We start from the raw sequence: 26,033 nt of genomic DNA on the forward strand, positions 1-26,033 counted from the left end.
AAACAAGGAGGAAATTATGCCGCTGCACAAAGTATTAATTGAGCACAACCTGTCTCCTGCCCATATTTATGAAAAAATCCGGCATCTCCCTTTTCCTGTCCTCCTGGAAAGTGCCATGAAGCACCCGGATATCGGCCGATACTCCTTTGTGGCAGCGGACCCTTTTTTGGTTATGGAGGTAAAAAAGGGCGCCTGTTTCATCAATGGAACCCCGCACCAGGGAGATCCTTTAGTCCTTTTGGACGGGTTGATCCGCCAATATCAGCTTTCTCCCGCACCCGACCTGCCCCCTTTTACCGGAGGGGCGGTGGGATTCTTCAGTTATGACTTCGGCTGGCTGTTTGAGAACTTACCGGACCGGACCCTTGATGATGTGAAGACGCCGGACTGCATGTTCTGTTTTTATGATACCGTCTTTGCCCTGGACCACGAAAAAAATTCCCTTGTCATTTGCTCTTCCGGTTTTCCGGAGCTGTTTGAAGAAAAACAAAGGTTACGCAGGGAAAAAAGGGCCCGTTATTTTCAGAAGCTTCTGAGCAGGACGGAGGAAGCAGAACTGCCTGCTTTTCCCGTGCCGGCAGAAATGAAATGCCATTTTGACCAGGAAAGTTATTGCGCGGCCTTAAAGAAAGTAATCGACTACATCCTGGCAGGGGACATTTACCAGGTGAATATGACCCAAAGGTTTTCCCTGCCCTTTGCCGGCTCCCCTTTTCACCTGTACCGGAAATTGGCCCACATCAACCCGGCCCCCTTTGCCGCCCTCCTGGAATGGAAGGCTTTTGCCGTTGTCTCCGCTTCACCGGAGCGTTATCTCCGCGTGCAGGACAGGCAGGTGGAAACGAGGCCCATCAAAGGCACCCGGCCCCGGGGAAAAACCGGGGAAGAAGACCGCCAACTGAGGGATGAATTGTGGAACAGCGCCAAAGACCGGGCCGAACTGACCATGATTGTGGACCTGGAAAGGAACGATCTGGGCAGGGTGTGCATTCCCGGCTCGGTGAAAGTCCCGGAGCTTTTTCGTTTGGAACAGTATGCCACCGTTTGGCACCTGGTGTCCACCGTGGAAGGAAATTTAAAACCGGGTATGACCATTTTCGATGTGATCAAACATTCTTTTCCTGGAGGCTCCATTACCGGTGCGCCAAAAATCCGGGCTATGGAAATCATTGAGGAACTGGAGCCGGTAAAACGGGGCATTTATACGGGGTCCATCGGCTATATCGGCTTTAACGGTGCCTGCGATCTTAACATTGTCATCCGCACATTTATCATTAAGGACGGCATGGCCCATATTCAAGTAGGCGGAGGGATCACCGCCGATTCTGATCCGCCCGCCGAATACCAGGAAACATTGGATAAGGCAAAAGCATTGTTCCAATCTTTAGGATTGTCCGGAGGAAAAAAAGATGAAAGTTTGGCTTAACGGGAACCTCATCCCGGAAAATGAGGCCGCCCTTCCCATCCAGGAAGAAGGCATCCGGTACGGGAACGGCCTGTTTGAAACCCTGCGCGTGTACCAAGGCAAGCCGTTCCTGCTCGCCCGTCATATCGCCCGCATGCATCTGTCGGCCAAAACCCTTGGTTTCAAGCCGGTCTTTGGGGAAAGCCGGCTCACCGCTGCCGCAAATGATTTAATTTGTCAAAACAGCGTGGAAGAAGGTGTTTTAAGACTATACTGTACCGCAAAAAATACCTGGATCACCAGTTCCCCCCAGGTTCCTTACGGTAAGGATTTGTCTGAAACCGGCATTCATGCCATGGTATCCCCCGTTTACCGAAACGAGACTTCCCCCCTGGTAACCTTGAAAACCTTTAATTATCTGGAAAACATCCTCCTCAAACAGAAGGCCTTATCCTTAGGCTTTCAGGAAGCGCTCCTGGTCAATTCCAAAGGAAATCTGGCAGAGGGGACGGCAAGTAATATTTTCCTGGTAAAGAACCGGGTTCTGGTTACGCCTTGTGCAGCCTCAGGAATTTTGCCCGGCATTACCAGAGAAGTGGTGTTGGACTTAGCGGAGAAAAACCACATCAAGACAGAAGTTCGGGAAGTGCCTGCCGGAGAACTCCGGGCGGGGGACGAACTTTTCTTAACCAACTCCCTCATGGAGGTTATGCCTTTAGTCTGCATAGAGAACAAGCCGGTGGGGTCCGGAAAGCCGGGGCCGGTTACGCGGCACCTTTCTATGGCATATCGGGAATTGCGGCAACAGATGGCGTAAAATAATGATCCTGCACAACAAAAAAGCCGTCTTTTTAGACGACCTGATTCCATGGATAACTATTCCGCTATGAGCTGTTTTTTACGGCTGCCGGGCACCCAGCGCCATATCATAGACCTGCTGCATCCGGTCATAGGTTAACGGCCCTACGATCCCGTCCGGATCCAGGCCCTGATCCTGCTGGAATGCTCTCACTGCGTCCTGGGTTTGAGACCCGTATACACCGTCAATATCACCCCCGTAATAGCCTAATACCGCCAGCTGGTTCTGTACTTGAATCACATCATCTCCACTATCTCCCAGGCCCAGTATCCGGCCTAAGTCTACTCTGCCTGTGATGCGTACCGGCGTACCGATTTCTACCCGGTTGAAAAGGTCAATCACATCCTCATTATACATTCTCACACAGCCATGGCTGGCAGCCTTGCCAATAGAACTGGGATTATCCGTACCATGAATACCGTAACCGCCCCAGGGCACCGATAGTCTCATCCACCGGGCTCCGAAGGGGCCTCCCGGATCAACTTGTTTTTCGATAATCGTCCAGTTCCCCGTTGGGGTAGGCGTTTCCGGCTTCCCTACCGCTACCGGATATGTTTTCACTAGCCGGTTGTTTTCACTCAGGTTGAGAATCTTTTTCTGTACATCAATGCTAATCCTTTTGTTGCCCCGGGCGGGAGGAATCTCCCCCATCCCCAGCGCATCCCAGGTGGCCGGGCCCACCACACCGTCAGCCTCAAGCCCGGCCTGAGCTTGAAATGCTCTTACAGCTTCTTCTGTAGCAGGGGCAAATATCCCGTCTACAGCACCCTGATAATAACCAAGTTCTTTCAGCCTATTCTGTACGGCATTTACATCCGGTCCCATCATAAAAGGACTCATCAAACGCAAATAACGGCTTGCATAAACCATTCGTTAATCCCCCCCATCATTACCGGTCTCCTCATCCCCTAAATCTTATGCGAAAAATATCGGATTAGAAGTAAATTCAGGGACGGTTCGTAAATTGGGTAAATTCGGGGACGGTTCTTGAATTGAATTCCATTCAATTCAAGAACCGTCCCCGAATTTACCCAATTTGCGAATTTACTTTATTTGGTTAAAGAAGGCGCCACATGCTGATGCCGTTTTCCCTTTTCTTTTCGATTTTTTGCTCTTTCAGCAAGGCATTTAGAGAGACGTTGAGCACGGTGATAGGGCTCATTTCAGCCCCGCACCCGCTTAAATCATATTCCTTACAGAAAGCCTCCATCACCTGCCGGTATTGTTGGGGGTACTCCACGCGCAATTCCTCGACCAGATGATCGGTCGCTTTATAGCAATCTCTTTCCAACAAGTCTAAAATAAGCTTATTTAATTCTGTCGGATCCATAGGCATGTACTCCTTTAACCCCCGGCAAGGATATCCTTCTACCGGTTGATCAGTTCCGTCAATTTCTCTTCAATAAAAAGCTCTAATTCTTTTTCCCCTATAAAGGCAGTATCATTTTCCGGTTTAACCCGGAAAAAATTAATGATCAGCTTATTTCCTTTCACCGCGTAATCATCAAAATGCAGCGGGGCAAATACCACCTGAATTTCTTCACATTGGGCCTGATTTAACTTTTCCCGGATTTTATTTTCCAAAGCATCCAGATTTAATTTTTTTAGGGGCTGGACCATGGCGTCCGTATAGGATAAATCCTCCATCATCCACAGGTTGTTGTTCCAAAAACGGGCTTCCTTTTTGCTTTGGGCGGAAAATACCTCCCGGTTTTTGATCGCGCTTAAAGCCCGGCGCACAGACTCGCCGTTAAATTCGTCGTCATAAGCATCCGTGAGCCCCGGCATTTCGGCAATGTCATAGATAAACTTTTCCGCCACCTTTTCTCTATCTTTCAGGGCATGCCAATAGTATAACATGGCTTCTACAGCCTCTAAATTAATTTTTATTCTGTCACCCATGAAGAATCCCCTCCTTTTCCCTTGAAAAACATAGTGTATTTTATCGGCTCTTCAGTAGGATTCTTCAATTGATCCTAAAATCCTTTTTACCGGCAAGAAATTATTTTATTTTCTTTCCCTGACACCTATTTTTACGTTTATAATAGAATATGCGAAAAAAGGAGCCGGAAGGAAGAAAAAAATGCATTATCACCGCATCAAACACGCTACCTTTCTCAAACGGCCGAACCGGTTTATTGCCCATGTGATGGTAGACGGGCAGGAAGAAATTGTTCATGTGAAAAATACCGGACGCTGTTTAGAACTACTGCAACCGAAGGCAGCTGTGATATTAGAGCAAGCAGAGAACCCTCACCGGAAAACAAAATATTCCCTGATCGGGGTATATAAAAAGGACACCCTGATCAACATTGATTCCCAGGCGCCCAACACGGTAGTTGGGGAAGGAATCGTCCAAAACAAGATCAAGGAATTGCCAAAGGTATCTGTACTCAAAAAAGAGGTCACCTACGGTCATTCTCGTTTTGACTGGTATTTCGAAACCTTAAGAACGAAAGGTTTTATTGAAGTCAAGGGGGTCACTTTGGAAAACCAGGGTCTGGCCCTCTTCCCCGATGCCCCCACCGCAAGAGGCACGAAGCACATTTATGAAATGATGGATGCGGTGAAAAACGGCTATCAGGGATTGATCATCTTCTTAATTCAAATGCAAGGCGTGAGCGCTTTTACGCCTAACCTGCCCATGGATGCTAAATTCAGCGCGGCTTTGGTCAGGGCCCGGGATGAAGGGGTCAATATTTTAGCTTATGACGCCCTTGTTACGCCCGATGAAATCACCATCGGGGGAAAAATAAACGTGCTCTTCCCAGATTCCCTAAACATTTAAAAAAAAGAAAAATAAAACACCCTGGGTAGGTCTTCAAGCCATCCAGGGTGTTTCCCTTGCCTATGTGCTTAGCAAAACCGGTTTCGTTTCGCTTCCTTCACCGCTTTTTCCGCCTTTTTGTTATCCGTCAAAACATCCGGGATATCCTGGTCGTCGTCACCCTGCCTGAGATGATTCTGTTTTTTCATTTATCGTCATTCCTTTCCAGGTACAGATTGAATGATTAAAGAGCCCGTAATGATCTTCGCTACAGCTACCATAGATTCCTACATACCTGCATACAACCTTTCGGCTATATACAAGCATTACAGAACCTACAGCAACCTTTGCTTGACCATTAAAAGTCCCTTAGGAACCTAATGCAATCTTTCGACTGCATGAGACCCCCAGATCAATTACTTGAGCCTGCGGAACCTTTAATGATCTTAGCTCGACCACCATTCATCCCTTTTGACCATACGATGATCGTTCGGACCACCGCACAGCCTGACAAGACAAATGACAGTCTGCCCGCCGACTAATACTGAGCCACTTTTGATGACCCAATATTAATCTTTGGTCGAACATCATAGAGCCCTCTGAGAAAAAGGACCCTATAACGCTCTTCGCTCAACCATTACGAACCCTTACGACCTTATTATGTACCCGAAATCCGCTTTTTATGTACCGGAAAAAATTTATTTCTGTGCGCCTTTCGGGCGGTCAGGGCTTTGATCCATTCATATTTTTCCTGTATTTACACATACTAGTTGGAACAGGCAATCAGGGAAAGATGGGTATGCATGTGTTCGGTAAACTGTTTCGCAAACTGAATTACTTGTTGACCCTCGGTCAAAAACAGCAGCGTGAATCCGGAAAAAAGGAGGAAAAACCCCTCACCGGTGATTTGCCTTTCGACCTGACCATGATTCAGAACATTTTAGGAACCAGCAACGATATTTCATACCGGCGTTTTAAGATTGGCGTAGAAGAGGCAACACTTATTTTTATTGACGGTCTGGTCGATAAAGCCATGATCAATGACCATATTCTGCACCCCCTCATGGTTGATGCCCAGCTTACCGGTGCGGATGAAGAGTTGGCAAGAAAAAACCTGGTCACGCAGATTGGGGACAAAATTTTAACGGCAGGGGAAATAAAACCGGTAAAAGAAATGAGCGAATTAGTGAACGGGGTATTGTCGGGAAATACCGCTTTGCTTTTAGATCGTTCCGAAAAGGCTCTTCTCATCGACACCCGGGGCTGGCCCGCCCGGGGTATTGAGGAACCGGAAACCGAGGTGGTGGTGCGGGGCCCCCGAGAAGGTTTTACAGAAACCATGCGCACCAACACGGCCCTGCTAAGGAGAAAAATCCGGGACCCCAACCTCACTTTTGACACCGTCCGGTTAGGCGTAAGGACCAAGACAGATATTACCATTGCATACATAAAAGGAATCGCCAAGGATACGCTGGTCGAAGAAATAAAAAAACGCCTGAAAAATATCCATACGGACGCCATTTTGGAATCCGGATACATTGAGGAGTTTATTGAAGATAATCCTTTATCGATATTCTCCAGCATAGGCAACAGTGAAAAGCCGGATACCGTAGCGGCAAAAATTTTGGAGGGGCGGGCCGCGATCATTGTGGACGGAACTCCCATCGTCTTAACCGTCCCCATGCTGTTCATCGAGAGCTTTCAAACGGCAGACGATTACTATTCACGGTCTCCTTATACCAGCCTGCTGCGTTTTATCAGGTTCTTGGGCTTTTTATTCAGCGTTTTTTCTCCGGCGATTTATGTGGCGCTGGTGGCTTTCCATCAGGAACTGCTTCCTACTCCTCTTTTAATGACCGTTGCCGCCGCCAGTGAAGGAACCCCCTTCCCCTCTATCGTGGAACTCCTGGGCATGGGACTTCTCTTTGAAATCCTCCGGGAAGCAGGGGTGCGCATTCCCCGGTCTATGGGACAGGCCGTAAGTATTGTCGGTGCCCTGGTCATCGGCGAGGCTGCCGTATCCGCCGGACTTATCGGCGCCCCGGTGGTCATTGTGGTCGCTTTGACCGCCATTGCTTCTTTTACCGTGACTCCCCAGGCAGATGCGGCCACGATCCTGCGCTTCCTCCTGACCCTGGCCGCGGGAGCCTTTGGCATGTTCGGCATTGTCATTGTCGTGATTCAGATGGTCATTCATCTGGTTTCTTTGCGGTCCTTCGGCGTCCCCTATTTGAGCCCCCTGGCCCCTTTCAGCATCAACGATTGGAAAGATTTGTTTTTCCGGGTACCCTGGTGGGCGATGAAGAGCAGGCCGGAAAGCATCGAGCCGGAACAGAGAATACGCCAAGGAGCGAAAAAATGAAGCGGGCAATCAAAAATATGGTGAAGCACTTTTCTGCGCACAAAAAGTATTTTTTCCTTTTCCTGTTGTTCTTCCCCCTTTTCCTGGCCGGCTGCTGGAATTATCGGGACCTGGACCAATTATCTATTGTAGCGGGGGTAGGATTGGATCGTTCGGAAAAGACGGGAAAGATTATCGTCACGGCGCAAATGATTAATCCCAGCGCGCTGAAAAGTTCCGGGGAAAAGGGCTCTTCCCCTACTCCCGGTCCTCAAAGCCAAACCGTAAGGGTGGCGGCCAGTTCAGGAGATACGGTATTCCAGGCCGTGCGGAATTTCGTCACCCATTCCAGCCGCAGGCTGTACTGGGCTCACATGAAAGTGCTGGTGGTGGGGGAAAAGGCGGCCCAAGAAGGGATTTATCCCCTGCTGGATTTCTTTGCCCGGGACCATGAAGTGCGGCCGGAAATCGCCATCATCGTCTGTCACGAAGAGGCGGGGAAAATTATGCAGGTTCCAGGGGGCGTGGAACCGGTTCCTGCCCTCTCCTTGTCCGAAAACATTCAGACATCGGCCCAAAACGGGGTAGCGCCGTCCATCAACCTGCAAGAATTTTTAGCCCGGCTCAAAAGCAAAACCGCCGCCCCCATTGCCACCCATGTAGAAGTTTTCGAGGAAACCGGAATCGACGGAAAAAAGACAAAAATTATCCACACCCGGGGAATTGCCATATTTAAAGGGGACCGTTATCAGGGAGAAATGGAATCGAAAGAAACCCGGGGAACCATGTTTGTGCTGGGAAAAGTAAGGACAGGAATTATTACCTTCCAGTACCGGGGAGAACGAGGAAGCTTTGAAATTTTGCGATCGAAAAGTACGATCACTCCTACCCTGCAAAAAGGACGCTTGCATGTGCAGGTAAAAATTACGTGCGAAGGAAACCTGGGAGATCAAGAGACAGTTAATTTTTCCCAGCCCGCCGTGATTGGGACGATCGAAAAATTGATTTCCCAGGAAATACGTTTCGAAGTGCTGTCCGCCTGGAGGCATGCCCGGGACCTAAATACCGACATCTTTCTGTTCGGAGAGGCGGTGCACCGCAAATACCCCCGGGAATGGCCGGAATGGGAAGCCAGGTGGGACGAAATTTTTCCTCAGATCCAAGTAGAGGTCTCCGTCAAAACCACCCTCAGTGAGATTGGCATGGTTATTCAGCCTTTTTATCAGACAAGATAATTTATGTACGGGAAAGCTGGTAGAAATATGATCCCACCGGAAACCAAATTATCCCCAAATGCCCTGGCCGTATTGATGGTAGGTTTTCTGTACGGCTCCACCCTCATTCTAAATCCGGGAGGAGGAGCAGGCCATGACGCCTGGATCGCGGTTCTCCTTGGCATGGGAGAAGGACTGCTCATCGCCACTGCTTTTGTCCTGCTCTCCTCCCGCTTTCAGGGACAAACTCTGGTCGAAATCTGCCGCAGCGTGTACGGTCCTGTGCTGGGAAACATCCTTTCAGCCTTGTTCATCTGGTATCTTTTTCACCTGGGCTCCCTGGTCTTAAACAATTTTAGCCGCTTTTTTGCCTTAATCATGCCGGAGACGCCCAAATTGGCTTTGATCCTCCCGATCATGCTGGTCTGTGTCTCTGCGGTAAAAAAAGGGGCGGAAACCCTTACCCGCTGTGCCCAAATCTTCGTCCCCCTCACCACGGTATTGATCATTTTCTCAACCATGATGTTGATCAATAAAATCAACCTGCAAAACCTGGCCCCGGTCATGGAAGTACCGGGGAAAAAACTTTTTTGGGCAGCCCACGGAGCGGCAACTTTCCCTTTCGCAGAAACCGTGGCCTTCCTGATGCTGCTGCAGGCTTTGGAAAAGGGGGCCAAGCCTTTTACCCTGGTACTGAAAGCATTTATCTTTGCCACTCTATTTCTGATCCTCATTGTCATCTTCAATACCGGTGTCCTTGGAGCCACGGCGGAAGCCTTTCTTTATCCTTCCTTCGAAGCGGCGCGGAATATTAACATTGGCAACACGCTGAACCGGGTAGATATTATCGTGGCCATCAATTTTCTTACCATGGGCTTCTTGAAAATTTCTGTGCTGCTTTATGGAAGCGCACTGGGCACAGCTCAATTATTTCGTTTTCGATCTCACAGACCCTTGGTCTTTCCCCTGGGCATCCTCATGATTCTATTGGAGATATTAGACTACCAGAACACACCTCAAATGGTGGAATTTGCCCAGAAGTATTATCCCATTTACGCCCTGCCTTTCCAGTTGGGCATTCCTCTGTTGACGCTGATCATGGCCTTTTTACGCGGATTACCCCGGAAAGGGAGAGAAAGATGATTCTTTTATTGCTCTTAGCCTTTCTCATGGTCGCTTTCATAGAGATCCCGGACCTGCTTAAAAACCGGTGGTGGAAGGAACTGGCCGGATTTATATTTCTTTTATCCCTTGGTTTCGTCCTCAGCCTGCTCATTTTTTGGGGTGTAAAGCTTCCCTATGTGTCCCTGATCATCAATCATTTGATCGATACTTTCCTTTTTTAGAGGCTTTAACGGACAAATTCCGCTCACGCCGGCGACCCCGCCTAAAATAAGGAAGAGAGAAAGGATCGACAGCATGCTCACTTGTTCATTTAAGAAGAAGACCCCGGCCATCACACCTACCATGGGAATGAGATAGGTCACTAAAGAAGTATTGGTAGCACCGACTGCAGTGAGCAAATGAAAATACATCACATAAGGAATGGCCGTGCCGAATAGGGCCAGTCCCAACACGGCCAGCAGGGACAACCCGCTGGGACGCAAAGTCCATGGCGCTTCTGCCAGCATAAAAGGAAGGATGGTGAGGAGGCCCGCCACAACCTGTCCGGCGGTGACTACCGAAGCTTTCATTCCCTTCAACATACTTCCGTATACGGCAGCCGAGGCATAACAGGCTGAGGCCAGGACCATGGCCATCTGAGCCCAGATATGTACCCCCAATCCATTTACCGCATCAGGGCCAATTAACAGGATCACACCAATCAATCCTACGCCCAAACCGGCTAATTTGGTCCCCGTCATGCGTTCGCTCCGGGCCACAAAGTGGCCGAACAGGATGGTGAATAAAGGCATAGTCGCACCTAGAATTGCCGCCAAGCCGCTGTCAATATAAATCTCCCCCCAGGCTATTAAGAGGTAGGGGGCCGTACAATTGGTGACACCTAAAATCAAAAAGGGAAGCCATGCCCGCCCCGGTTTCGGCATCTTGCTTCCTGTCCCGTATACATAACACAACAAAAACAGGGACGCCAAAAATAGCCTGAGTCCTACCAGCGTACAGGGAGGTAAAGATGCTACCGCCACTTTAATAAAAAGAAAACTAATCCCCCAAAGAATTGCTGTAATGATCAGCAATAAAAAATCGCCAGACCTGACTTCCCGGTTCATTCCCTGTCCCCTTGATGCAACATAGAACTACTGGCTTATCATTTTTCTTTTTTTCTACATAAATTGCCGCATTCCTGCCAAATTTTACAATTTTCGTTGGCAAGCAATCTGATAGAAAAAATTTTCCCCTTTCCTTTTTTATTCAAGGTTCATTAAAGGTCACGTGTTTATGATGGTAAATGTAAGGCAGCTGCTTACAAAAAAATTTTTTGGAGGTATCATAAACATGAAAAGCAAAATTTTATCCATGCTGGGCACAACAAAGAAAAAAGCGGGTGCTGTTGTTCTTTGCGGGGCCCTTGTTGCCGCAATAGGCGTTGGAACAGCTTATGCAGCAGGCTCTATCACTTCTTTGCAGGTTCAAGTGAAAAACGGGGTTAAAAGCTATTCCACAGACGGCGGCAAAACCTGGGCCAAAAAGGTTCCTGATGGTGTAACGGTGAACGACAAAGACGGCAAAATCACCGTCACCAATGGTGTTCCCCCGAAAGATGCTGATGGGAAAGGCCTGCTGAGCAAAGTGGAAAACGGGGTTAGAAGCTACTCCACAGACGGCGGCAAAACCTGGAGCGAAAAGGCCCCCGACGGCGTAACAGAGACTGAGACCACAGATGGCAAATTCACCTTCACGAACGGTGATCCGTCTGAAGATGCTCATGGCATGGGCTTGATGGTGAAAGTGGAAAGCGGCGTAAAGCTTTACTCCACGGACGGCGGTAAGACCTGGAGCGAAAATGCTCCTGACGGCGTAACAATAGGCAAAGACGGCGCGGTAATGTTTACGGATTATGCCAACAGACAGGCAATCGAGAACTAATCGTCCTAAAACTGCAGATCTGCTCAGGTGTGGTAAGCCAAATAAAAGCATCCACAGTTAGGGGCTGGTATCAGCTCCTAACCTGTGGATCCATCTTATTTTTTCTGGTTAATTAGGGACAAGGAGACAGGAAAATGCGCATTTTAATGGTGGAAGATGAGCGGTATATGGCGGAAGCGATCGCTCAAGTTCTTAAAAAAAATCATTACAGTGTTGATTTGGCCCATAATGGCGAGGATGGACTGTACGGCGGACTTTCCGGCATTTACGATCTCATCATTCTCGATATTATGCTGCCCAAAAGGGACGGTATCAGCGTTCTCAAAGAATTGCGCGAAAAGGGCATTGCCACGCCTGTGATTCTGTTAACGGCAAGAGGTGAAACGGAGGACAAAGTGCGCGGTCTTGACAGCGGTGCCGATGATTACTTGGCAAAACCATTCCACACGGACGAGCTGTTAGCCCGTTTGCGTGCCCTGGGCCGTAGGAAAACGGACCTGATTAATGGCGGCATACTTAAATATGGAGATATTGAGCTGAACCCACTGACCCTTTTGCTGGGCTGTGAAAGCAGAAAGATCAAACTAACCCTAAAAGAATCCCAGCTATTGGAACTTCTTATCAAAAGAAAGGGCATGATTCTTTCCAAAAAGATGATTATTGAAAAGCTCTGGGGTTATGATACGGATGCGGAAGACAACCATGTAGAAATACATGTCTCACTTTTACGAAAAAAATTGCATCAGCTGGACACGGATGTTTCCGTTAGTACGATCCGGGGCGCAGGATATGTGTTAAAAATGGTAAAGGATGAAGCATAGCATGTTTAGAAAGCTGCGCAATAAATTTCTCATGCTCAATATGTCCATGACATCGCTGGTAATGATTGCTGCCTTCGCGACCGTTTATTTCATTACCTACAACAGCATCCATTCGGAAATCCAGAATAAGCTGAACGCACGATCTGAAATGCAATTAGAAATCAAAGGAAACGACTTACCTGATCATCCGGAAAAAGAAGGAACCATGTCTCATGCCCAGTATTTCTCTTCGGATGATCCCCCTTCATTTCATATCGAGGTAGATGGGAATGGCAAGATTTTAAACATCAACTCTTTTATGGATCTGCCTGATGAAGTATATGAGAAAGCTGCCGAGACCGCCTGGAAGAATAAGGGGAAGAATCCCACCATCACCTTAGGGGGCAAACAATGGCAATATGCCGTCACACAAGTGACAAAACATGTGATGGAAGGAAACGGGCAAGAATATACCGTGGTAGAAGACAAGTATCAGATTGTGTTTTTAGATGTGACGGCATCCCGTCAAACACTCTTTAGACTGCTTACAACATTAATCTTCGTGGGATTCATGATGCTTTTTGTTATTTTTATCATTAGCCTTTACTTTGCCAACCGGGCCATTAAACCAATTGCCGAAGCATGGGAAAAGCAGAAACAATTTGTTGCCGATGCCTCTCATGAACTGAAAACTCCCCTTTCCATCATAAACGCCAATTACGACGCACTTTTGGCAAATCAGGAAGAAACCATTAAAAGTCAATTAAAATGGCTTGGCTATATCAGAATCGGTACCGATCGAATGACAAAACTTGTCAACGACCTTTTGTCTTTGGCTAAGATAGAGGATATCCATTCAGAAACAGGAAAAATGCCCTTTAATATCAGCACTGCAATTCATGATGTCATGTTGTCGATGGAAGCCGTGATGATGGAAAAAGGGATTCATCTCTCCCCTTCCATAGAGCCCGACATCATTGTTAAAAGTGACTCAGAAAAAGTGAAACAGGCTGTGACGATTTTATTTGATAACGCCATCAAATATACAAATGAAAAGGGGCAGATTGGTGTTTCACTGATAAAATCAAAACGTCAAGTGATATTTTCCATCAGAAATAGCGGAAAAGGAATCGCAAAACAAGATTTGCCGAAAGTTTTTGACCGATTTTATCGGGCTGACCCCTCCAGAGCCCATGAAGGGGGCGGTTATGGGTTAGGCTTATCCATTGTAAAAACAATCCTAGACAGATTGGGCGGCGAGATCCATGCCACAAGTGAGGAAGATGGGTTTACCACTTTTACTTTTACACTTGGAGGGATAGAGCCTCCAAATCCCCCCCGGAAAAGTTGAGACCATAGCACGGATCGAAAAAAACATCTGTCTATTCCATTTCAGTGCCAAAATTTTATTCACATTTTGCGGTACCGCAACTTGTTTTTCCCCAAAACCACCCGTAAAAAATATGGAGAATATCTCACGAATCAAAGACCTTGCCATTTTTGCATATATTTTATGCATGACTTCGTGTATAATCGTTTTAGATATTTTCTTCAATGACGGCTGGCGGAAAATCGAGGAGGCGGGAAAATGGCAAATGAAAGTTTTTTGTTTCAAAAAATATTGGATAAGATCAAGGATGGGGTGATTGTTTTTGATCCGTCCTTGCAGATCATCTTTGTAAACAAGAAGGCCGAGAGACTTGTCCGGTCCGGTTTCGGTAAATTCAGCGACATCGCCGCGTATTACAATTTGAACAGCTCTCTGGAGTCCCTGCGGCGTTCCAAACGGATTGAGCATAATGACCAGATATTAGAATTTACCAGCAGCATGGTAAGCCTTGATAACCTTTCCTATCCCTTGCTAATCATTTCCGACTGCACCAGGCTGGACCAGCTGGAAAAAGAAAGCTATTGCTATTCAACGATATTAAATACGATCAATGAAGGGGTTATTCTCAGCAATCCTAAAGGCTATATCACATTTTACAACAAACAAATCCAAAAATTTGAGGGTTTGGATGCGGCCAATGTGGTGGGACGTCATATGACCGAAGTGTATAATATTACGGAAGAAGTCAGTGAGCACCTTTCCATCTTGAAAACGAAAAAACCCATTATTGACCGCTATCAAAAGTTTCTTACCGCCGACAACAGAGAACTGTATTCCATCGGCAGTTCTTATCCCATTTATAAGAATGGAGAGATCATTGCCCTTTTTACCGTGTGCCGGAATTTAACGAAAATTCAGGAGTTATTGAACAAAACCATGCAGGTCCAGGAAAAAGCCCTGGGGAACACCTATATTGAGGATATGGGAAACAATACCCGTTTCCAGCTGGGCGATATTGTCACCAACAGCAGCGTGATGCTGGAGGTACTGGAAAAGGCGAGAAAAGCAGCCCTGGTCAACGCCCCTGTACTTGTTTGGGGCGAAACGGGAACGGGAAAGGAACTTTTCGTGCAGGGAATTCACAACGAAAACCCCCTGACCCGAAAAGAACCCTTTATTGCGGTAAATTGTGCGGCGATTCCGGAATCTCTTTTAGAGAGCCTGCTTTTCGGAACCACCAAGGGCAGTTTTACCGGATCTGTGGAGACCGCCGGACTTTTTGAACAGGCCCATAAGGGAACCCTTTACCTGGATGAAATCAACTCTATGCCCTTGAACCTGCAGGCCAAACTATTGCGGGCCGTGCAGGAAAAAAAATACCGCAAATTGGGCGGCAAAGAAGAACTGCCCGTCAAATGCCGCATTATCAGCTCCACCAATTTGGACCCCCTGCACTGTGTGGCGAAAGAAATGCTCCGGAAAGACCTCTATTACCGCCTCTCGGTATTGGTTCTGGAAATCCCGCCCCTGGCCAAACGCAAAGAAGATATCCCTCTTTTAATGAATCATTTCATCAACACTTTTTCCGCCAAGTACGGTAAAAGAGTAAGCAGAATCTCCTTTGATCTGGTTGACGCTTTTTGTAATTATCCCTGGTCCGGTAATGTGCGGGAGTTGGAACATGTGATTGAATCGGCGATTACCATGATTAATGAAGAAGGCATTCTCCTGCCGGAGCATTTTCCGCCCAGCCTGCGGCACAAATGGGAGAATCCCCTTCCCCCACCCATAAAAACAAGTGCCAACGGCCTTTTGGAGATTCTCGATTACACCGAAAAGGAAACGATTCGAAAAGCACTGGAAGAATGCAACTGGAATGTCTCCATGTCGGCCCGCAGACTGAAAATCGGCCGGCAAAATCTCCAGTACCGCATGAAAAAAAACAACATCAGGCCGCCGGTCATCATCACTTAGCCTTCCCCTGCATAGATATCTTTCACCTGCATGATTCTTGTGCAGGTGATTTTTTTGTTGTCTTTCTGCGAAATTTTAAACGCCATGCCCTCCTGCACATAATATTTGCACGCTCTCCCTGTCCCTCAGTTTATACCCTTCCCCTGATCCTCTGGGGCCAACCCCTTTATCTTTCTGTTATTTCAACAATCCCTTCATTGCCGTCAACCTTAACCCAGTTGCCGGTTTTTATGAATGCAAAAGGATCCTCTTCCAAATCGGTGACCACAGGAATGTCCAAAACTACAGAGGCTACGGCCGCCTTAGAGTCTAATTTGGTAAAAACCATGGCCGCGGGAGCTACCTGGGCAATCTTCACCGCATGAAAATGCATGGACCACCCGTTTGATCCCTTGCTGCCGGGCAGAATCAGCACGGCGCCTTTGATACACGCTCCCTCTAAAGGGTGCCCCTTTTCAATGATCAGTCCGGTCTTCGCGTCAATCCCATTCCAGCCCATTATTGTTTCCGGGCAAACTAAGGCTCTTCCCTCCGCGATTCCTTTTATGGCCCCTCTGCCCTGTAATATGATCCTGGTCATTTTACCTGCCCTCCCATTTTCCGCTTAGAGCTGATTTTAAACAATCCTCTGCCGAGCCAAAATAGACCGGTGCGGAAGTGATGGGCGCAATACTATGGGCTTGTTTGGCAGAGTCGAATGCCATGCCCCGGGCGCCTTGGGGTATTTTCCCATGGGTCACCGGACAACTGCTCGTGAGAAGGACCCCGCCGGCCCGCCTGATCTTTTCCGTATACCCGCACAGATCGGCAATCGCCTTAATGCCATAGACCGTCCAGACCTGCAATTCCACCTGGGAGGAAATCCGCTTTCCATCCAAAAAATCGGCGACCAGCCTGATCTCTTCAATGGAATAATGGGGACAGCCCAGGCTAATGAAATCGATCTCCCCCCGCCCCCCGGCACTTACATCGGCAAGGGACTCGTCCAGGTCCTCCTCTGTAATCGGCATCACATCCCGGGGCGGCTTCCCGCCGCAGGCCTGGTCCAGGGTCATCGCCTCAGGTGTGATGCCCACGATGTGGCACATTTCCGGGCCCCCGGTTTCTGCCATGGCAGCATAACAGGCTTTAATTTTATGCAGGTCCGGACGACTAAAATTGCCGTCAATAACAGGTATGGCGTGGCAGGGGAGTTTCCGGCCAATGGTATAGCCCAGCAAACCCCAGTCCATCACCGAGGCGGACCTGCTTTCGATCTTAAAAACGTGGGTTCCCTTCCGGTTGCTCATGATGTGATTGCCCCATAAAGGAGTCCTGCCGCACACCGCGGCACAAAAACCGGCTTCAATCCCATCCCCGTTCCCGCAAGCACCCCAAAGAGAGTTTAAAATCAGAACAACGCTTGATTCACTGGTTACAAAGTGTTCCCCCATCAGCGGGATAAATCCCACCAGATAGGGCGCGCAGGTTCCCGTGAGATGAACGCCTGCAGCCAGATAGCGCCGGAGAAATTCTTGATTCTTTTGATATTCCTCCTCGCTAACCCCCAGATGTGCCCATTTTTCCGGATCCATAGGGGAAACACAAGACTGGCAATAACAAGCCATTTTATCGAGAATTACTTTTTCCGAAGAGCAAAAGCACATTTCCGAGATGATCAGATCGATATCCTCAGATTTAAAAACCTCCAGGTAAGGATGGGCACCGCAAAACAGGGTGGCTTTGGTCACCTGGCACAGCTCTTCCGCCCCCAATACCTGGGCATATTTTACAATAAATTCCATCGCTTTCTGTTTTAATTTTCCTTCAGATCCATCCAGCAGGCGTTTTTCATCATCAGTAAGTTTCAAAACCCATTCTCCTCCTTTTTTAAAGCATTTAAAGAGTAGGACTTTTTATACCACCTGTAAAACAGGTGAATTTTTTTATCCTAATAAATTTACCATAACATTCATTATGGAACAATTCCTTTAGTTGAACATTCATCCAAACCTCCTGTTTGATCAACATTTTGACTTACCATCTGACACCTCTTTCTCTATGCCCAATCATTATTTAAGCAATTTTTATGCCAAAATTTTATTCATATTTTTTCTTTTTTGCACCTGCAGTCTGCCTCTCTACCAGCCTTGTGTTTTCTATAATTTTGGAAAACTACTATTTCTTCAGTTTAGTTAATTGATTGGGTTGGGATTGTAAAGGAGGGGCATGGCTATTCCCCGTCTGTGTTGAAAACTATTCGTCACTTTGATATACTGGATACGAATAATTTTGTCATAAATAATGGTAAAAGGGAAAAAATTATACATTTATTAAAGGATATCAATTTATGAATCAAACATTAAAGAAAATTAGGATCTGGCTATTTTTAACAACTCTTTTGCTTGTGCTTCCTCTTTTTTCCTCCTGTGCTTCATCCTCTCCAAAACTTGATCCGGACAGCCCTGTGGTACTGACGATATGGCATCACTATCTTGCGGAACAGAAATTAGTATTCGATACGTACATTGACGAATTCAACAGGACGACCGGTAAGGAAAAGGGGATTGTGATCAAGGCTTATAGCATGGATAACTCCGGCGACATCCATCAGAAAATCATCCAGGCGGCAAACAACGAACCGGGTGCGCCCAAGATGCCGGACATGGCTACGGTTTATCCCGATACGGCTTATACCCTTTACAACATGGGGCAGCTTGTACCTGTGGAAAAATACATGGAGCAGAAAAGGCTCGATCAATACGTGGGCAGCTTTTTGGAAGAAGGCAGGCTCACCGATGACAGCGGCATCTGTGTATTCCCCATCGCTAAATCAACAGAACTTTTGTTTATCAACAACACCGTCTACAGCAGGTTTTTAGAGGACTACAACAGAAGGAATCCCGCAAACCCCCTGAGCGAAGAAATGCTCGGCACCTTCGAGGGCATCATGAAAACGGCCCAGGCTTATTATTCCTGGACAGACGCAAAAACACCGGGCATCCCTAACGACGGCGCGGCGCTCTTCGGCTATGACGCCGTAAGCAACTTTGCCGTGGTCGGCTACCGCCAGCTCGAAGACAGTTTCTTCCGTGTACACGGCCAGTCGGGCGCCGTAAATCTAGCCAGCCCTGCCTTTGAGAAAATATGGGACTTCTACTATGTGCCGATGGCATTAGGCTATTTTGGCGCCTATAGTTTTTACCGCTCCGAGGATGTTCAGACCGGCGACCTTGTCATGTACACAGGCTCTACCGCAGGCGCCAATTTTTTTCCCAAAACCGTTACCTATCAAGATAATACAAAGCTTAATGCGGAATTGAAAGTACTGCCCTATCCTGTCTTTGAGGGGGGTAAAAAGGCGGCCGCCCAACAGGGTGCCGGCGTTGCCATCATCAAATCAACACCCGAAAAGGAATATGCCGCCACCATCTTTTTAGAGTGGTTTACCGAACCCCAGCGCAATACGGCGTTTGTTTTGAACACAGGCTACCTGCCCGTAACCAAGGAAGCCCTGGACCATGTGCTGCCCCAGGAACTGGATAAATTAAAAAATGTGCCGGAATATGCCAATGTCTTAAAGGTGATCCATCAAGCCCTGGCCATGATGAAAAATTACCAGCTTTATTCGTACAAGCCCTTTGAAAAATGCGACAAGATGCGTCGTATCTTTGAAGATAGATTTCTTGCCGCCGCTCAAGAGGGACGGAAAACTTTTGCACGTGAACTGGCGGCAGGAAAGGACTTTGGTACGGTTGTAAAGGATATCACGGCAAAAGACAGGTTTGAACGCTTCATTGTTGAGGTGGACAATGAAATTAGCAAAGCCGATTGAAGGCGCACGGAACAACTTATTTAATTTTCACAGCCTGTCCCTGAAAGACAGGCTGTGGGTTTTGCAGATCCTGTTGATTTTTACGCTGCTGATCAGTATTTTTTCTGTTTTATTGATCACGGGCATGATTCCTGTTTTCCATGATACCTCTTATATGCTGGTGAAGAAACAGCTGGATGATTCCGCAATGGAATTTTCCCAGAAGTATGCCGTGATCTCTGCGAACACGGTTGAACTGGCAGAGAGAATAAATAAAAGCATGGAAAAAAATCTTGCCACCCGGGGACTGACCATTTCCGAGCTCAAATCCCATCCCCAGCTTCTTGAAACCATACTGGGCAGAGAAGTTGAAAAAGCTGTCTTTGCCATGCAGAAAACAAATGTCAGCGGTGTGTTTGTCTTTTTGGATGCCACAGTAAACCCCAATTTAAGTCAGGCCCGGGACAGCAAAGCAGGGTTCTATATCATTGACATGGATCCGAATGTGATGCCATATAGCTCCGATGCCCTGTTTCTGCTTTACGGTCCGCCCGCGATCGCCCGGGAAAACGGCATGTACCTGCACACGGAGTGGGAACTGGAATATGATACAGGCATCCAGAAGGAGGAAAGGAGGACGGATTTTTATCAGATCCCCTTGGCCGCAGCGGCAAGAAATAAGGGGGCCGAGCTGCAAAATCTGGGCTACTGGAGTCCCTTTTTTAAGCCTGCCGAACACGGTGAGCAAGCGATGGCATTTTCCGTGCCCCTGGTTGATCAGCATGGTATTCCTTACGGGGTTTGTGGCCTTGAAATATCCAGAACATTTTTTGAAAAACTGATGCCTCCCCCTGTATCTTCTCTATCCGATGAGATGGTACTTCTTTTTTCCAGTTCGGATGCCAAGGGAATCAGCATGAAAAACGCCGGGTTGATCTCAGATAATTCAGGCTGGCTGCCGGAGGACGGGCAGGATTACCTGTTATCTACCGATCCCCCCAAAAACAAAGAGAATTTTAAACAATACTATTTTGATGTTTCCAGCCAAAGCGGCATGCTCGGCTTGGACACAACAGTCAGTCTCTATCCCTCGAAAAGCGTTTACAAAGATGAAAAATGGGTGTTAACGGCCCTTGTCCCCCAGACAGATGTAGAAAAAAAGACCCATCAGGCTTATTTGGCCTTGGCGGCGTTTTTGAGCTTACTCACCCTGGGGATTGTCGCCTCATACTATACAAGCAGGCATTATGTGGAACCGATTGTCAATACGCTCAATAAAATCAAAGAATGCGGGCTGCCGGCAAGCAAAACAAACATTCCGGAAATTGACGACTTTATTGAATTTTTAAAGCAGCATCCCTACGAGCCCACAAAAAACGTGCGGGCCGATACGGCTATGGTCTCCGAGCAGGCTGTCCCCATGGCCGGGCAAACTCCGTGGGATCTGGACAAAATCCCCCTGACAGAATTTACCCAACAGTTGGAAACTCTCTCCCGAGCAGAACGGGAGGTTTTTGACCTGTACATCAAAGGGCATACCGCCAAAGAGATCAGTAAAATCTTATTCATCAGCATCAATACGGTCAAGTCACATAACAAAAAGATCTATGCCAAAATGAATGTCAGCTCCCGTGCGGAACTGCTCGTATACTGTTATAAGCTGATGCTGGAAAATCAGGAGTAAGATAGATAAACTCCGGTTTAACAAATTATGGAACATTTTGTTCTTTTAGAACGTCAGAATAGAGAATGTAAATATGGAAAAGGAGGCCGTATCCCATGCTGCGCAAATCACGACTGCCCTCTCTCGTCTCCACCGTTGCTCTTGCCGCGGCTATCGCTCTGACCATTCCCATCTCCGCTTCTGCAGCAGCAACGCCCGCCACAGATGCTCCAGCCTCAGACGGCATCAAGATCACCCTAAATGGACGTGAATTCTCTCCCCAGTCCGCTCCATTTATCGACAATGGTGCTGTATACCTGCCTGTACGAGATATGGGAGAATTGCTTGGAACCGTCGTATTCTGGAGTTTTTCCACCAAAAGCGTGACGATGACTTACCCGAAACTTATCGTTAAGCTGAATTACGGCTCGACGCAAGCAACTGTTAATGGAAATGCCATTCCATTGACGGCGCCATTGCGGATTGTCCATGATCGGATTTTTGCTCCTTTGCGTTTTTTTTCTGAGGCTACCGGGGCCGGTGTTGCATGGGACAGTTCAACCAAAATGGTGCGCATTATACAATCAGATGATTACGTAAAAGGGGTCGGGGCCAATAGCACAATCTGGCTGAATGGCAGGACAGGAGACCTTTACATCGCCCATCCCTATGAGCAATCCCCGGTTTGCGTGGGCAAGCTTGATGCCGATATTCATGATTTCGTATCCATCGATGCGTGGCTGGGCAGTTCAGGTAATATGATTGTCACCGTCACGGACAATTATGGGGAGTCTCATATCAATTACGACGCTTATGGCGTTCTTGTCCACGACAATAAGATCGTTAGCCAGAAGAAGGCGAGCTACTTGCAGCGCTATGAGAAAAACATGACCTACTATCAGTACCTGGATCAAAATGCCAATAGGTATGTGGAAAATATGTTATTGACGGACGGCAGGATGCTGACCGTGTTCGACGCTGAAGGGAAAGCGGTTCAGGAATATGATCTGCCCGCGTTGGTAGGCAAGGATGAAAACTATTCGGTTTTGGGGGCCGGCAAGGATTATCTGGTCGTCCGGCCCAATCGGACAGGATTCTTGACGCTGATTAATTTGGAGGACTATTCCACGGTGGAGATGTGCAAAAAACTGTTGACCGGCAAAGACCTGGATTATGCCCTGAACAATGATGTCCCTTATCCCGGCGACGTGTTGGTATTCGCCGGCGAGTCGACCAATGGCAGCAGCCTGGTGTTCTGGTACGATAGTCCGGTCGACAGCAAGGATAATGATTATAAGGAATTAACCTACAATCGACATACCGGGGAGGCAGGGGTCTTACCATAAGTGAAGTCATCCTTTTTAATTAAGCGACTTTTCCCGCCCGATCAGTTTGACCCCGGCGATAAAATACCCCAGGCCCATGGCCAGCAGCACCAGGGTGGGCAGGATGGCGGCATCGAAGCCCTGGCCGTAGCTGGCGATTCTTTCCATGCCCTGGATGGCCCATTTTTGAGGGGTGAGATTGGCCAAGACCAATAGAATCTTGGAATTGACAATCTCCAGGGGCCACATGCATCCGCCCAGCATTGCCGTACTGGTCAACACCACCGGCGTCAGGGCGGACAATTGGGCATGGGTTTTCACAAGGCCTGATAAAAAGAGGCCTAAACTGGTCACGGCAAAAACAAAGGCGGCGGATACCGTCAAAACGCCGGCCAGACTTCGCCCCCAGTCCATGCCGAAAAGGTATTTTCCCGCCAGGATCAGGACCCCCAGCTGGATCGCCCCGATCAAATAAGCGGCCACCATGCTTCCCCCCAGAATGGCGGTCCTGGATACCGGGGAGACCAGCATTCTCTGCCAGGTTTTATGTTGTTTATCGTATAAGATTGTGCCGATACCGAAGACCATGGTATACATGGAAAAGAAAAGGGAAAAGCCGATCACGGTATGCTTCATATTGTCATCCTGGGGCGCATCCTGGATTTCCATGGTCTCTGCCCGCACAGTGAGGGGATTGCGATACTTCCAGGCGTCCATCACCCGGTCATAGGCCTGGGCGGCCAGGGCTTCCCTTCCGGCAGCCCCTTGGTAGGTGCTGATAAAGTCCGCCGTCATCTCGGCAATCCTTTGGCTGCCCGCCATTTTTGAGGCCGTACCCGTGACCTGTTGCTCCAAGGTGAGGATGTTGATGTCATCCTTCACCTTGATCATGCCCAGGGAAAGCTTGTTTCCTGTCCGGATGTCTCCTGCAAAGCCCTTTTCAATGACAAGGGCAGTCAGGACGCTGCCTTCCTCCACGGCTTTCACCGCGCCGGCATAATCGGATTCCTGAAACCGAAACCCGCCCCCCTCTTTGATCTCATCGGCCAGCATCCGGGAGAAAGTACTCCCGTCCTCATCCACAATCAATACCCTGGGCTGATACTGACCCATAGAGGTGCCGAAGATGAAGGTCAGCCCTAAGGCCATTGCTGTCATCAGGATAAACACCAGATAGTCGTCCCGCAGCCTGATCAGCCTTAATTTGATGATATGGCGCATCTCTCATCCCTACCCCTCATATAGAATAGCCAGATTGCCCCCAGGGTCAATGCCGTTCCCACACATACAAGCAAAAACAAATAGGTCCTGATTTCATCAAACCCATATCCCATCATCACCTTCAGATAGGACTTTAAAGCGATGCCATTGAGGGAGAAGATGCTCAGCTTTTGCATAAAAGAAGGCAAAAGTTCCACAGGGATAAAGCTCCCCCCCAGCAGGGCCATGGTTTGGATCACCGCCGTCTCAAAAATATTGGCGACACGGTCGTTTTCCGCCCGAAAGGCCGCCACCGCAATCAATAGGCCTGCCCCGGCCACGGCAAAGGCGGCGCAAAGGCTGATCAGCGTGACCAAAAGCATATTTCCCCAATGCACTTTTAGGGTCAGCCCGGAAAAGGTGATCATCACGGCGGTCTGGATCAGGACGAACAAAAAGACGGTGAAAAATTTCCCGGTGAGCATAGCGAGTTTGGACGTGCCCGCGATGACCATTCTCTGGTAAGTGGTATTTTGTTTCTCTTCCAAAAGCAGTCTCCCCCCGTGGCCGGCGGCGAACAAAATAAACATGGCCATGATCGCGGCCCCATAATAGTCAAAACTGGATACCTGCCTTTTTCCCTCTACAGGCATATTTTCCACATCCACCCGGATTTTTTTCAGATCGTCACTCATGCTTTCCACCAGGGTCTCCATGCGCTCCATGGCTTCCCCGCCCAGATCCCGCTCCAGCGCCGTCTCGATCAGCACGTTCTTGCCGATGATCACAGAGGAAAGGGTATCGGCAAAGGCGGCGACGATGCGGTGCACGATTTGGCCCCTGATCTGCTGTTCCGGGTTGCTGACCACCCGGAGCTCCACCTGGTTCCGGAAAGGGGTGAGCATATTCATTTTCATGTCATAGATAAAATGCTCCGGCAGGATCAGAAGGGCAGCTACCTTTCCTTCTTTGAGTTCTTGCCGGGCCCTGCTTGCATCGGCCAGATGGTAGGTGATCATTTTTTTCATTTCCGGACTCCCTAAGAATTCTTCAAAAAAAATCCTTTCCCCGTCTAATTTCTCATTGCTCCGGGCCAGCTTCGCCCGGGTCTCCCCATCCAGCCCCTGCATTAAAAAGCCGCTCTGTAAAGTCTTCAAGAAATCGGCTTCATCCTGATCCCGGTCGTACATTTTGACCACGACAAGGGGAATCGTACCGCTCTCCCCCCCGCGCGCAAAAACACCCTTCAGGGCCAGGCTTAGGATGGTAGTAAGGATTACCGGCATCAGGATCATAATCGCCAGCGCCTTTTTATCGCTCAAAAGAATTTTTAAATCTTTCCCGATCATGCGTAAGATTTTCATGTCCTTCTGCTCCTCAATCCCGCAAGGTTTTTCCCGTCAAATGTAGAAACACCGCTTCCAGGTTGGGCTTCTTCAGACCCATGGCAAGGATATGATGGCCTGTTTCATTGATCCGGCTCACAATGGGGGCCAGCAGGGCCTCGATATTTTCCCCGGAAATGATGATCTCATCCTCCCCTGCCTTGATGCTCTCAATCCCCTCCATCTTCTCCAGTTGGGCCACCAGGTCCGGGCCTGTTTCTTCCAGCTTCAAAGCCACCTGGGACTGGCCCTTGATCAGGTCCACCAATTCATCCCGGGACCCGGAGGCGATGATCTTTCCCTGGTCCATAATACAAATGGCGGAGCAGAGATACTCTACTTCTTCCATATAGTGGCTGGTATACAGAATGGTCATGCCCTGCCGGTTCAGCTCCAGCACCGTGTCCAGAATGTGCTTTCTGGATTGGGGATCAATGCCCACGGTAGGCTCATCCATAATGAGCAGTTCCGGCCGGTGCAGCAGGGCAGCGCCGATGTTGAGCCTGCGCTTCATGCCCCCGGAATACTGGTCCACTTTATCCTTGAGCCGGTCATGAATGCCGATGATCCCGGCCACCTCCTCGATTCTCTGCTTCAGGTCCCTGCCCCGGATGCCGTATAAGCCGCCCCAGAAGGAAAGGTTTTGATAGCCGGTCAGGGTAGGATAGAGGGCGATATCCTGGGGCACGATACCCAGCTTCTGCCGCAGGGCTCCCGGCTCCTTCAAAATACTTTTGTCCCGGTAAAGGATCTCTCCCCGGGTGGGCGGACAAAGGGTGGAAATCAGGGAGATAGTCGTTGATTTACCCGCCCCGTTGGGTCCCAGCAAGCCGAACACTTCCCCTTCCCGTACCTGAAAATCAATACCGTCTACCGCTTTGATGTGCGAAAAGTACTTTGCCAAATTTTCCACCTTGAGCAAGGTCATC

The 26,033-nt window shown here is 48.5% G+C and carries 22 protein-coding genes; 13 read left to right on the top strand and 9 right to left on the bottom strand.

Features of this window, described 5'->3' with window-relative positions; translation table 11 throughout:
* Positions 1 to 16: 16 nt before the first annotated feature.
* Positions 17 to 1,426, top strand: coding sequence for an aminodeoxychorismate synthase component I (gene pabB / locus DCMF_RS10535; protein WP_148134393.1), 1,410 nt, complete (start codon positions 17 to 19; stop codon positions 1,424 to 1,426).
* The gene (locus tag DCMF_RS10540; protein WP_148134394.1) at positions 1,410 to 2,222 is read left to right on the top strand and encodes an aminotransferase class IV; all 813 of its coding nucleotides are present in this window, start codon (positions 1,410 to 1,412) and stop codon (positions 2,220 to 2,222) included. Before pabB ends, DCMF_RS10540 begins: the two co-directional genes overlap by 17 nt.
* 81 nt (positions 2,223 to 2,303) lie before the next feature.
* On the opposite strand, the gene DCMF_RS10545 is transcribed toward DCMF_RS10540, so the two are convergent.
* From DCMF_RS10545 to DCMF_RS10555, 3 genes are all read right to left on the bottom strand, one after another.
* Positions 2,304 to 3,134: a L,D-transpeptidase family protein gene (locus DCMF_RS10545; RefSeq protein ID WP_148134395.1), complete on the bottom strand. Its 831-nt coding sequence runs from the start codon at positions 3,132 to 3,134 to the stop codon at positions 2,304 to 2,306.
* 187 nt (positions 3,135 to 3,321) lie between these two features.
* Positions 3,322 to 3,594: a hypothetical protein gene (locus DCMF_RS10550; protein ID WP_148134396.1), complete on the bottom strand. Its 273-nt coding sequence runs from the start codon at positions 3,592 to 3,594 to the stop codon at positions 3,322 to 3,324.
* 38 nt (positions 3,595 to 3,632) lie between these two features.
* Positions 3,633 to 4,166: a TDE2712 family protein gene (locus DCMF_RS10555; protein ID WP_148134397.1), complete on the bottom strand. Its 534-nt coding sequence runs from the start codon at positions 4,164 to 4,166 to the stop codon at positions 3,633 to 3,635.
* Between the two features lie 181 nt (positions 4,167 to 4,347).
* Between DCMF_RS10555 and sfsA the strand changes: the two genes are divergently transcribed.
* The 4 genes from sfsA to DCMF_RS10575 all read left to right on the top strand — a co-directional run bounded on the left by sfsA (position 4,348) and on the right by DCMF_RS10575 (position 9,729).
* A complete protein-coding gene (gene sfsA, locus DCMF_RS10560) occupies positions 4,348 to 5,052 on the top strand; it encodes a DNA/RNA nuclease SfsA (protein ID WP_148134398.1) in 705 nt (234 codons plus the stop codon).
* Positions 5,053 to 5,836: 784 nt separating this feature from the next.
* Positions 5,837 to 7,393, top strand: coding sequence for a spore germination protein (locus DCMF_RS10565; protein WP_214659257.1), 1,557 nt, complete (start codon positions 5,837 to 5,839; stop codon positions 7,391 to 7,393).
* Positions 7,390 to 8,607 carry a Ger(x)C family spore germination protein gene (locus tag DCMF_RS10570; RefSeq protein ID WP_148134400.1) on the top strand — a complete coding sequence of 406 codons (1,218 nt, stop codon included), beginning with the start codon at positions 7,390 to 7,392 and terminating at the stop codon, positions 8,605 to 8,607. Before DCMF_RS10565 ends, DCMF_RS10570 begins: the two co-directional genes overlap by 4 nt.
* A 27-nt stretch (positions 8,608 to 8,634) precedes the next feature.
* A complete protein-coding gene (locus DCMF_RS10575) occupies positions 8,635 to 9,729 on the top strand; it encodes a GerAB/ArcD/ProY family transporter (protein ID WP_214659258.1) in 1,095 nt (364 codons plus the stop codon).
* 101 nt (positions 9,730 to 9,830) lie between these two features.
* On the opposite strand, the gene DCMF_RS10585 is transcribed toward DCMF_RS10575, so the two are convergent.
* Entirely contained in the window at positions 9,831 to 10,817 is a 987-nt protein-coding gene (locus DCMF_RS10585) for a DMT family transporter (RefSeq protein ID WP_148134403.1), read from the bottom strand.
* Positions 10,818 to 11,043: 226 nt separating this feature from the next.
* Between DCMF_RS10585 and DCMF_RS10590 the strand changes: the two genes are divergently transcribed.
* From DCMF_RS10590 to DCMF_RS10605, 4 genes are all read left to right on the top strand, one after another.
* Positions 11,044 to 11,634 carry a sialidase family protein gene (locus tag DCMF_RS10590; RefSeq protein ID WP_148134404.1) on the top strand — a complete coding sequence of 197 codons (591 nt, stop codon included), beginning with the start codon at positions 11,044 to 11,046 and terminating at the stop codon, positions 11,632 to 11,634.
* 134 nt (positions 11,635 to 11,768) lie between these two features.
* Positions 11,769 to 12,455 (top strand): response regulator transcription factor, encoded by a 687-nt coding sequence (locus DCMF_RS10595; RefSeq protein WP_148134405.1) that lies wholly within the window; start codon positions 11,769 to 11,771, stop codon positions 12,453 to 12,455.
* Position 12,456: 1 nt separating this feature from the next.
* The gene (locus DCMF_RS10600; protein WP_148134406.1) at positions 12,457 to 13,785 is read left to right on the top strand and encodes a sensor histidine kinase; all 1,329 of its coding nucleotides are present in this window, start codon (positions 12,457 to 12,459) and stop codon (positions 13,783 to 13,785) included.
* A gap of 237 nt (positions 13,786 to 14,022) precedes the next feature.
* Positions 14,023 to 15,738 (top strand): sigma 54-interacting transcriptional regulator, encoded by a 1,716-nt coding sequence (locus DCMF_RS10605; RefSeq protein ID WP_148134407.1) that lies wholly within the window; start codon positions 14,023 to 14,025, stop codon positions 15,736 to 15,738.
* A gap of 166 nt (positions 15,739 to 15,904) precedes the next feature.
* Here the strand turns inward: DCMF_RS10605 and DCMF_RS10610 are convergent, their stop codons facing one another.
* The gene (locus DCMF_RS10610) at positions 15,905 to 16,318 is read right to left on the bottom strand and encodes an aconitase X swivel domain-containing protein (RefSeq protein WP_148134408.1); all 414 of its coding nucleotides are present in this window, start codon (positions 16,316 to 16,318) and stop codon (positions 15,905 to 15,907) included.
* Between the two features lies 1 nt (position 16,319).
* Positions 16,320 to 17,588, bottom strand: a complete 1,269-nt coding sequence (locus DCMF_RS10615) for an aconitase X (protein ID WP_148134409.1) — start codon at positions 17,586 to 17,588, stop codon at positions 16,320 to 16,322.
* A gap of 479 nt (positions 17,589 to 18,067) precedes the next feature.
* Between DCMF_RS10615 and DCMF_RS10620 the strand changes: the two genes are divergently transcribed.
* The 3 genes from DCMF_RS10620 (at position 18,068) to DCMF_RS10630 (ending at position 22,540) form a co-directional block, all read left to right on the top strand.
* Positions 18,068 to 19,552, top strand: a complete 1,485-nt coding sequence (locus DCMF_RS10620; RefSeq protein ID WP_148134410.1) for an extracellular solute-binding protein — start codon at positions 18,068 to 18,070, stop codon at positions 19,550 to 19,552.
* Positions 19,530 to 21,215, top strand: coding sequence for a helix-turn-helix domain-containing protein (locus DCMF_RS10625; protein ID WP_148134411.1), 1,686 nt, complete (start codon positions 19,530 to 19,532; stop codon positions 21,213 to 21,215). The genes DCMF_RS10620 and DCMF_RS10625 overlap by 23 nt, the downstream gene beginning before the upstream one ends.
* Positions 21,216 to 21,310: 95 nt before the next feature.
* Entirely contained in the window at positions 21,311 to 22,540 is a 1,230-nt protein-coding gene (locus DCMF_RS10630; RefSeq protein WP_148134412.1) for a copper amine oxidase N-terminal domain-containing protein, read from the top strand.
* A 15-nt stretch (positions 22,541 to 22,555) separates the two neighbouring features.
* On the opposite strand, the gene DCMF_RS10635 is transcribed toward DCMF_RS10630, so the two are convergent.
* From DCMF_RS10635 to DCMF_RS10645, 3 genes are read right to left on the bottom strand one after another with little or no spacing between them, the layout of a single operon-like run.
* Positions 22,556 to 23,740, bottom strand: coding sequence for an ABC transporter permease (locus DCMF_RS10635; protein WP_148134413.1), 1,185 nt, complete (start codon positions 23,738 to 23,740; stop codon positions 22,556 to 22,558).
* The gene (locus DCMF_RS10640) at positions 23,719 to 25,083 is read right to left on the bottom strand and encodes an ABC transporter permease (protein ID WP_148134414.1); all 1,365 of its coding nucleotides are present in this window, start codon (positions 25,081 to 25,083) and stop codon (positions 23,719 to 23,721) included. The genes DCMF_RS10635 and DCMF_RS10640 overlap by 22 nt, the downstream gene beginning before the upstream one ends.
* Before the next feature lie 13 nt (positions 25,084 to 25,096).
* Positions 25,097 to 26,032 carry an ABC transporter ATP-binding protein gene (locus tag DCMF_RS10645; protein ID WP_236860241.1) on the bottom strand — a complete coding sequence of 312 codons (936 nt, stop codon included), beginning with the start codon at positions 26,030 to 26,032 and terminating at the stop codon, positions 25,097 to 25,099.
* Position 26,033: the final 1 nt, after the last annotated feature.

It is taken from the genome of Candidatus Formimonas warabiya, from assembly GCF_002777255.1.
In the GTDB taxonomy this organism is placed as follows: Bacteria; Bacillota; Dehalobacteriia; order Dehalobacteriales; family Dehalobacteriaceae; genus Formimonas; species Formimonas warabiya.

Excerpts from the sequence above, each read along its gene's own strand:
- pabB (WP_148134393.1), top strand. The coding sequence starts at position 17 with ATGCCGCTGCACAAAGTATTAATTGAGCACAACCTGTCTCCTGCCCAT.
- DCMF_RS10540 (WP_148134394.1), top strand. The coding sequence starts at position 1,410 with ATGAAAGTTTGGCTTAACGGGAACCTCATCCCGGAAAATGAGGCCGCC.
- DCMF_RS10545 (WP_148134395.1), bottom strand. The coding sequence starts at position 3,134 with ATGGTTTATGCAAGCCGTTATTTGCGTTTGATGAGTCCTTTTATGATG.
- DCMF_RS10550 (WP_148134396.1), bottom strand. The coding sequence starts at position 3,594 with ATGGATCCGACAGAATTAAATAAGCTTATTTTAGACTTGTTGGAAAGA.
- DCMF_RS10555 (WP_148134397.1), bottom strand. The coding sequence starts at position 4,166 with ATGGGTGACAGAATAAAAATTAATTTAGAGGCTGTAGAAGCCATGTTA.
- sfsA (WP_148134398.1), top strand. The coding sequence starts at position 4,348 with ATGCATTATCACCGCATCAAACACGCTACCTTTCTCAAACGGCCGAAC.
- DCMF_RS10570 (WP_148134400.1), top strand. The coding sequence starts at position 7,390 with ATGAAGCGGGCAATCAAAAATATGGTGAAGCACTTTTCTGCGCACAAA.
- DCMF_RS10575 (WP_214659258.1), top strand. The coding sequence starts at position 8,635 with ATGATCCCACCGGAAACCAAATTATCCCCAAATGCCCTGGCCGTATTG.
- DCMF_RS10585 (WP_148134403.1), bottom strand. The coding sequence starts at position 10,817 with ATGAACCGGGAAGTCAGGTCTGGCGATTTTTTATTGCTGATCATTACA.
- DCMF_RS10590 (WP_148134404.1), top strand. The coding sequence starts at position 11,044 with ATGAAAAGCAAAATTTTATCCATGCTGGGCACAACAAAGAAAAAAGCG.
- DCMF_RS10595 (WP_148134405.1), top strand. The coding sequence starts at position 11,769 with ATGCGCATTTTAATGGTGGAAGATGAGCGGTATATGGCGGAAGCGATC.
- DCMF_RS10600 (WP_148134406.1), top strand. The coding sequence starts at position 12,457 with ATGTTTAGAAAGCTGCGCAATAAATTTCTCATGCTCAATATGTCCATG.
- DCMF_RS10605 (WP_148134407.1), top strand. The coding sequence starts at position 14,023 with ATGGCAAATGAAAGTTTTTTGTTTCAAAAAATATTGGATAAGATCAAG.
- DCMF_RS10610 (WP_148134408.1), bottom strand. The coding sequence starts at position 16,318 with ATGACCAGGATCATATTACAGGGCAGAGGGGCCATAAAAGGAATCGCG.
- DCMF_RS10620 (WP_148134410.1), top strand. The coding sequence starts at position 18,068 with ATGAATCAAACATTAAAGAAAATTAGGATCTGGCTATTTTTAACAACT.
- DCMF_RS10625 (WP_148134411.1), top strand. The coding sequence starts at position 19,530 with ATGAAATTAGCAAAGCCGATTGAAGGCGCACGGAACAACTTATTTAAT.
- DCMF_RS10630 (WP_148134412.1), top strand. The coding sequence starts at position 21,311 with ATGCTGCGCAAATCACGACTGCCCTCTCTCGTCTCCACCGTTGCTCTT.
- DCMF_RS10635 (WP_148134413.1), bottom strand. The coding sequence starts at position 23,740 with ATGCGCCATATCATCAAATTAAGGCTGATCAGGCTGCGGGACGACTAT.
- DCMF_RS10640 (WP_148134414.1), bottom strand. The coding sequence starts at position 25,083 with ATGAAAATCTTACGCATGATCGGGAAAGATTTAAAAATTCTTTTGAGC.
- DCMF_RS10645 (WP_236860241.1), bottom strand. The coding sequence starts at position 26,032 with ATGACCTTGCTCAAGGTGGAAAATTTGGCAAAGTACTTTTCGCACATC.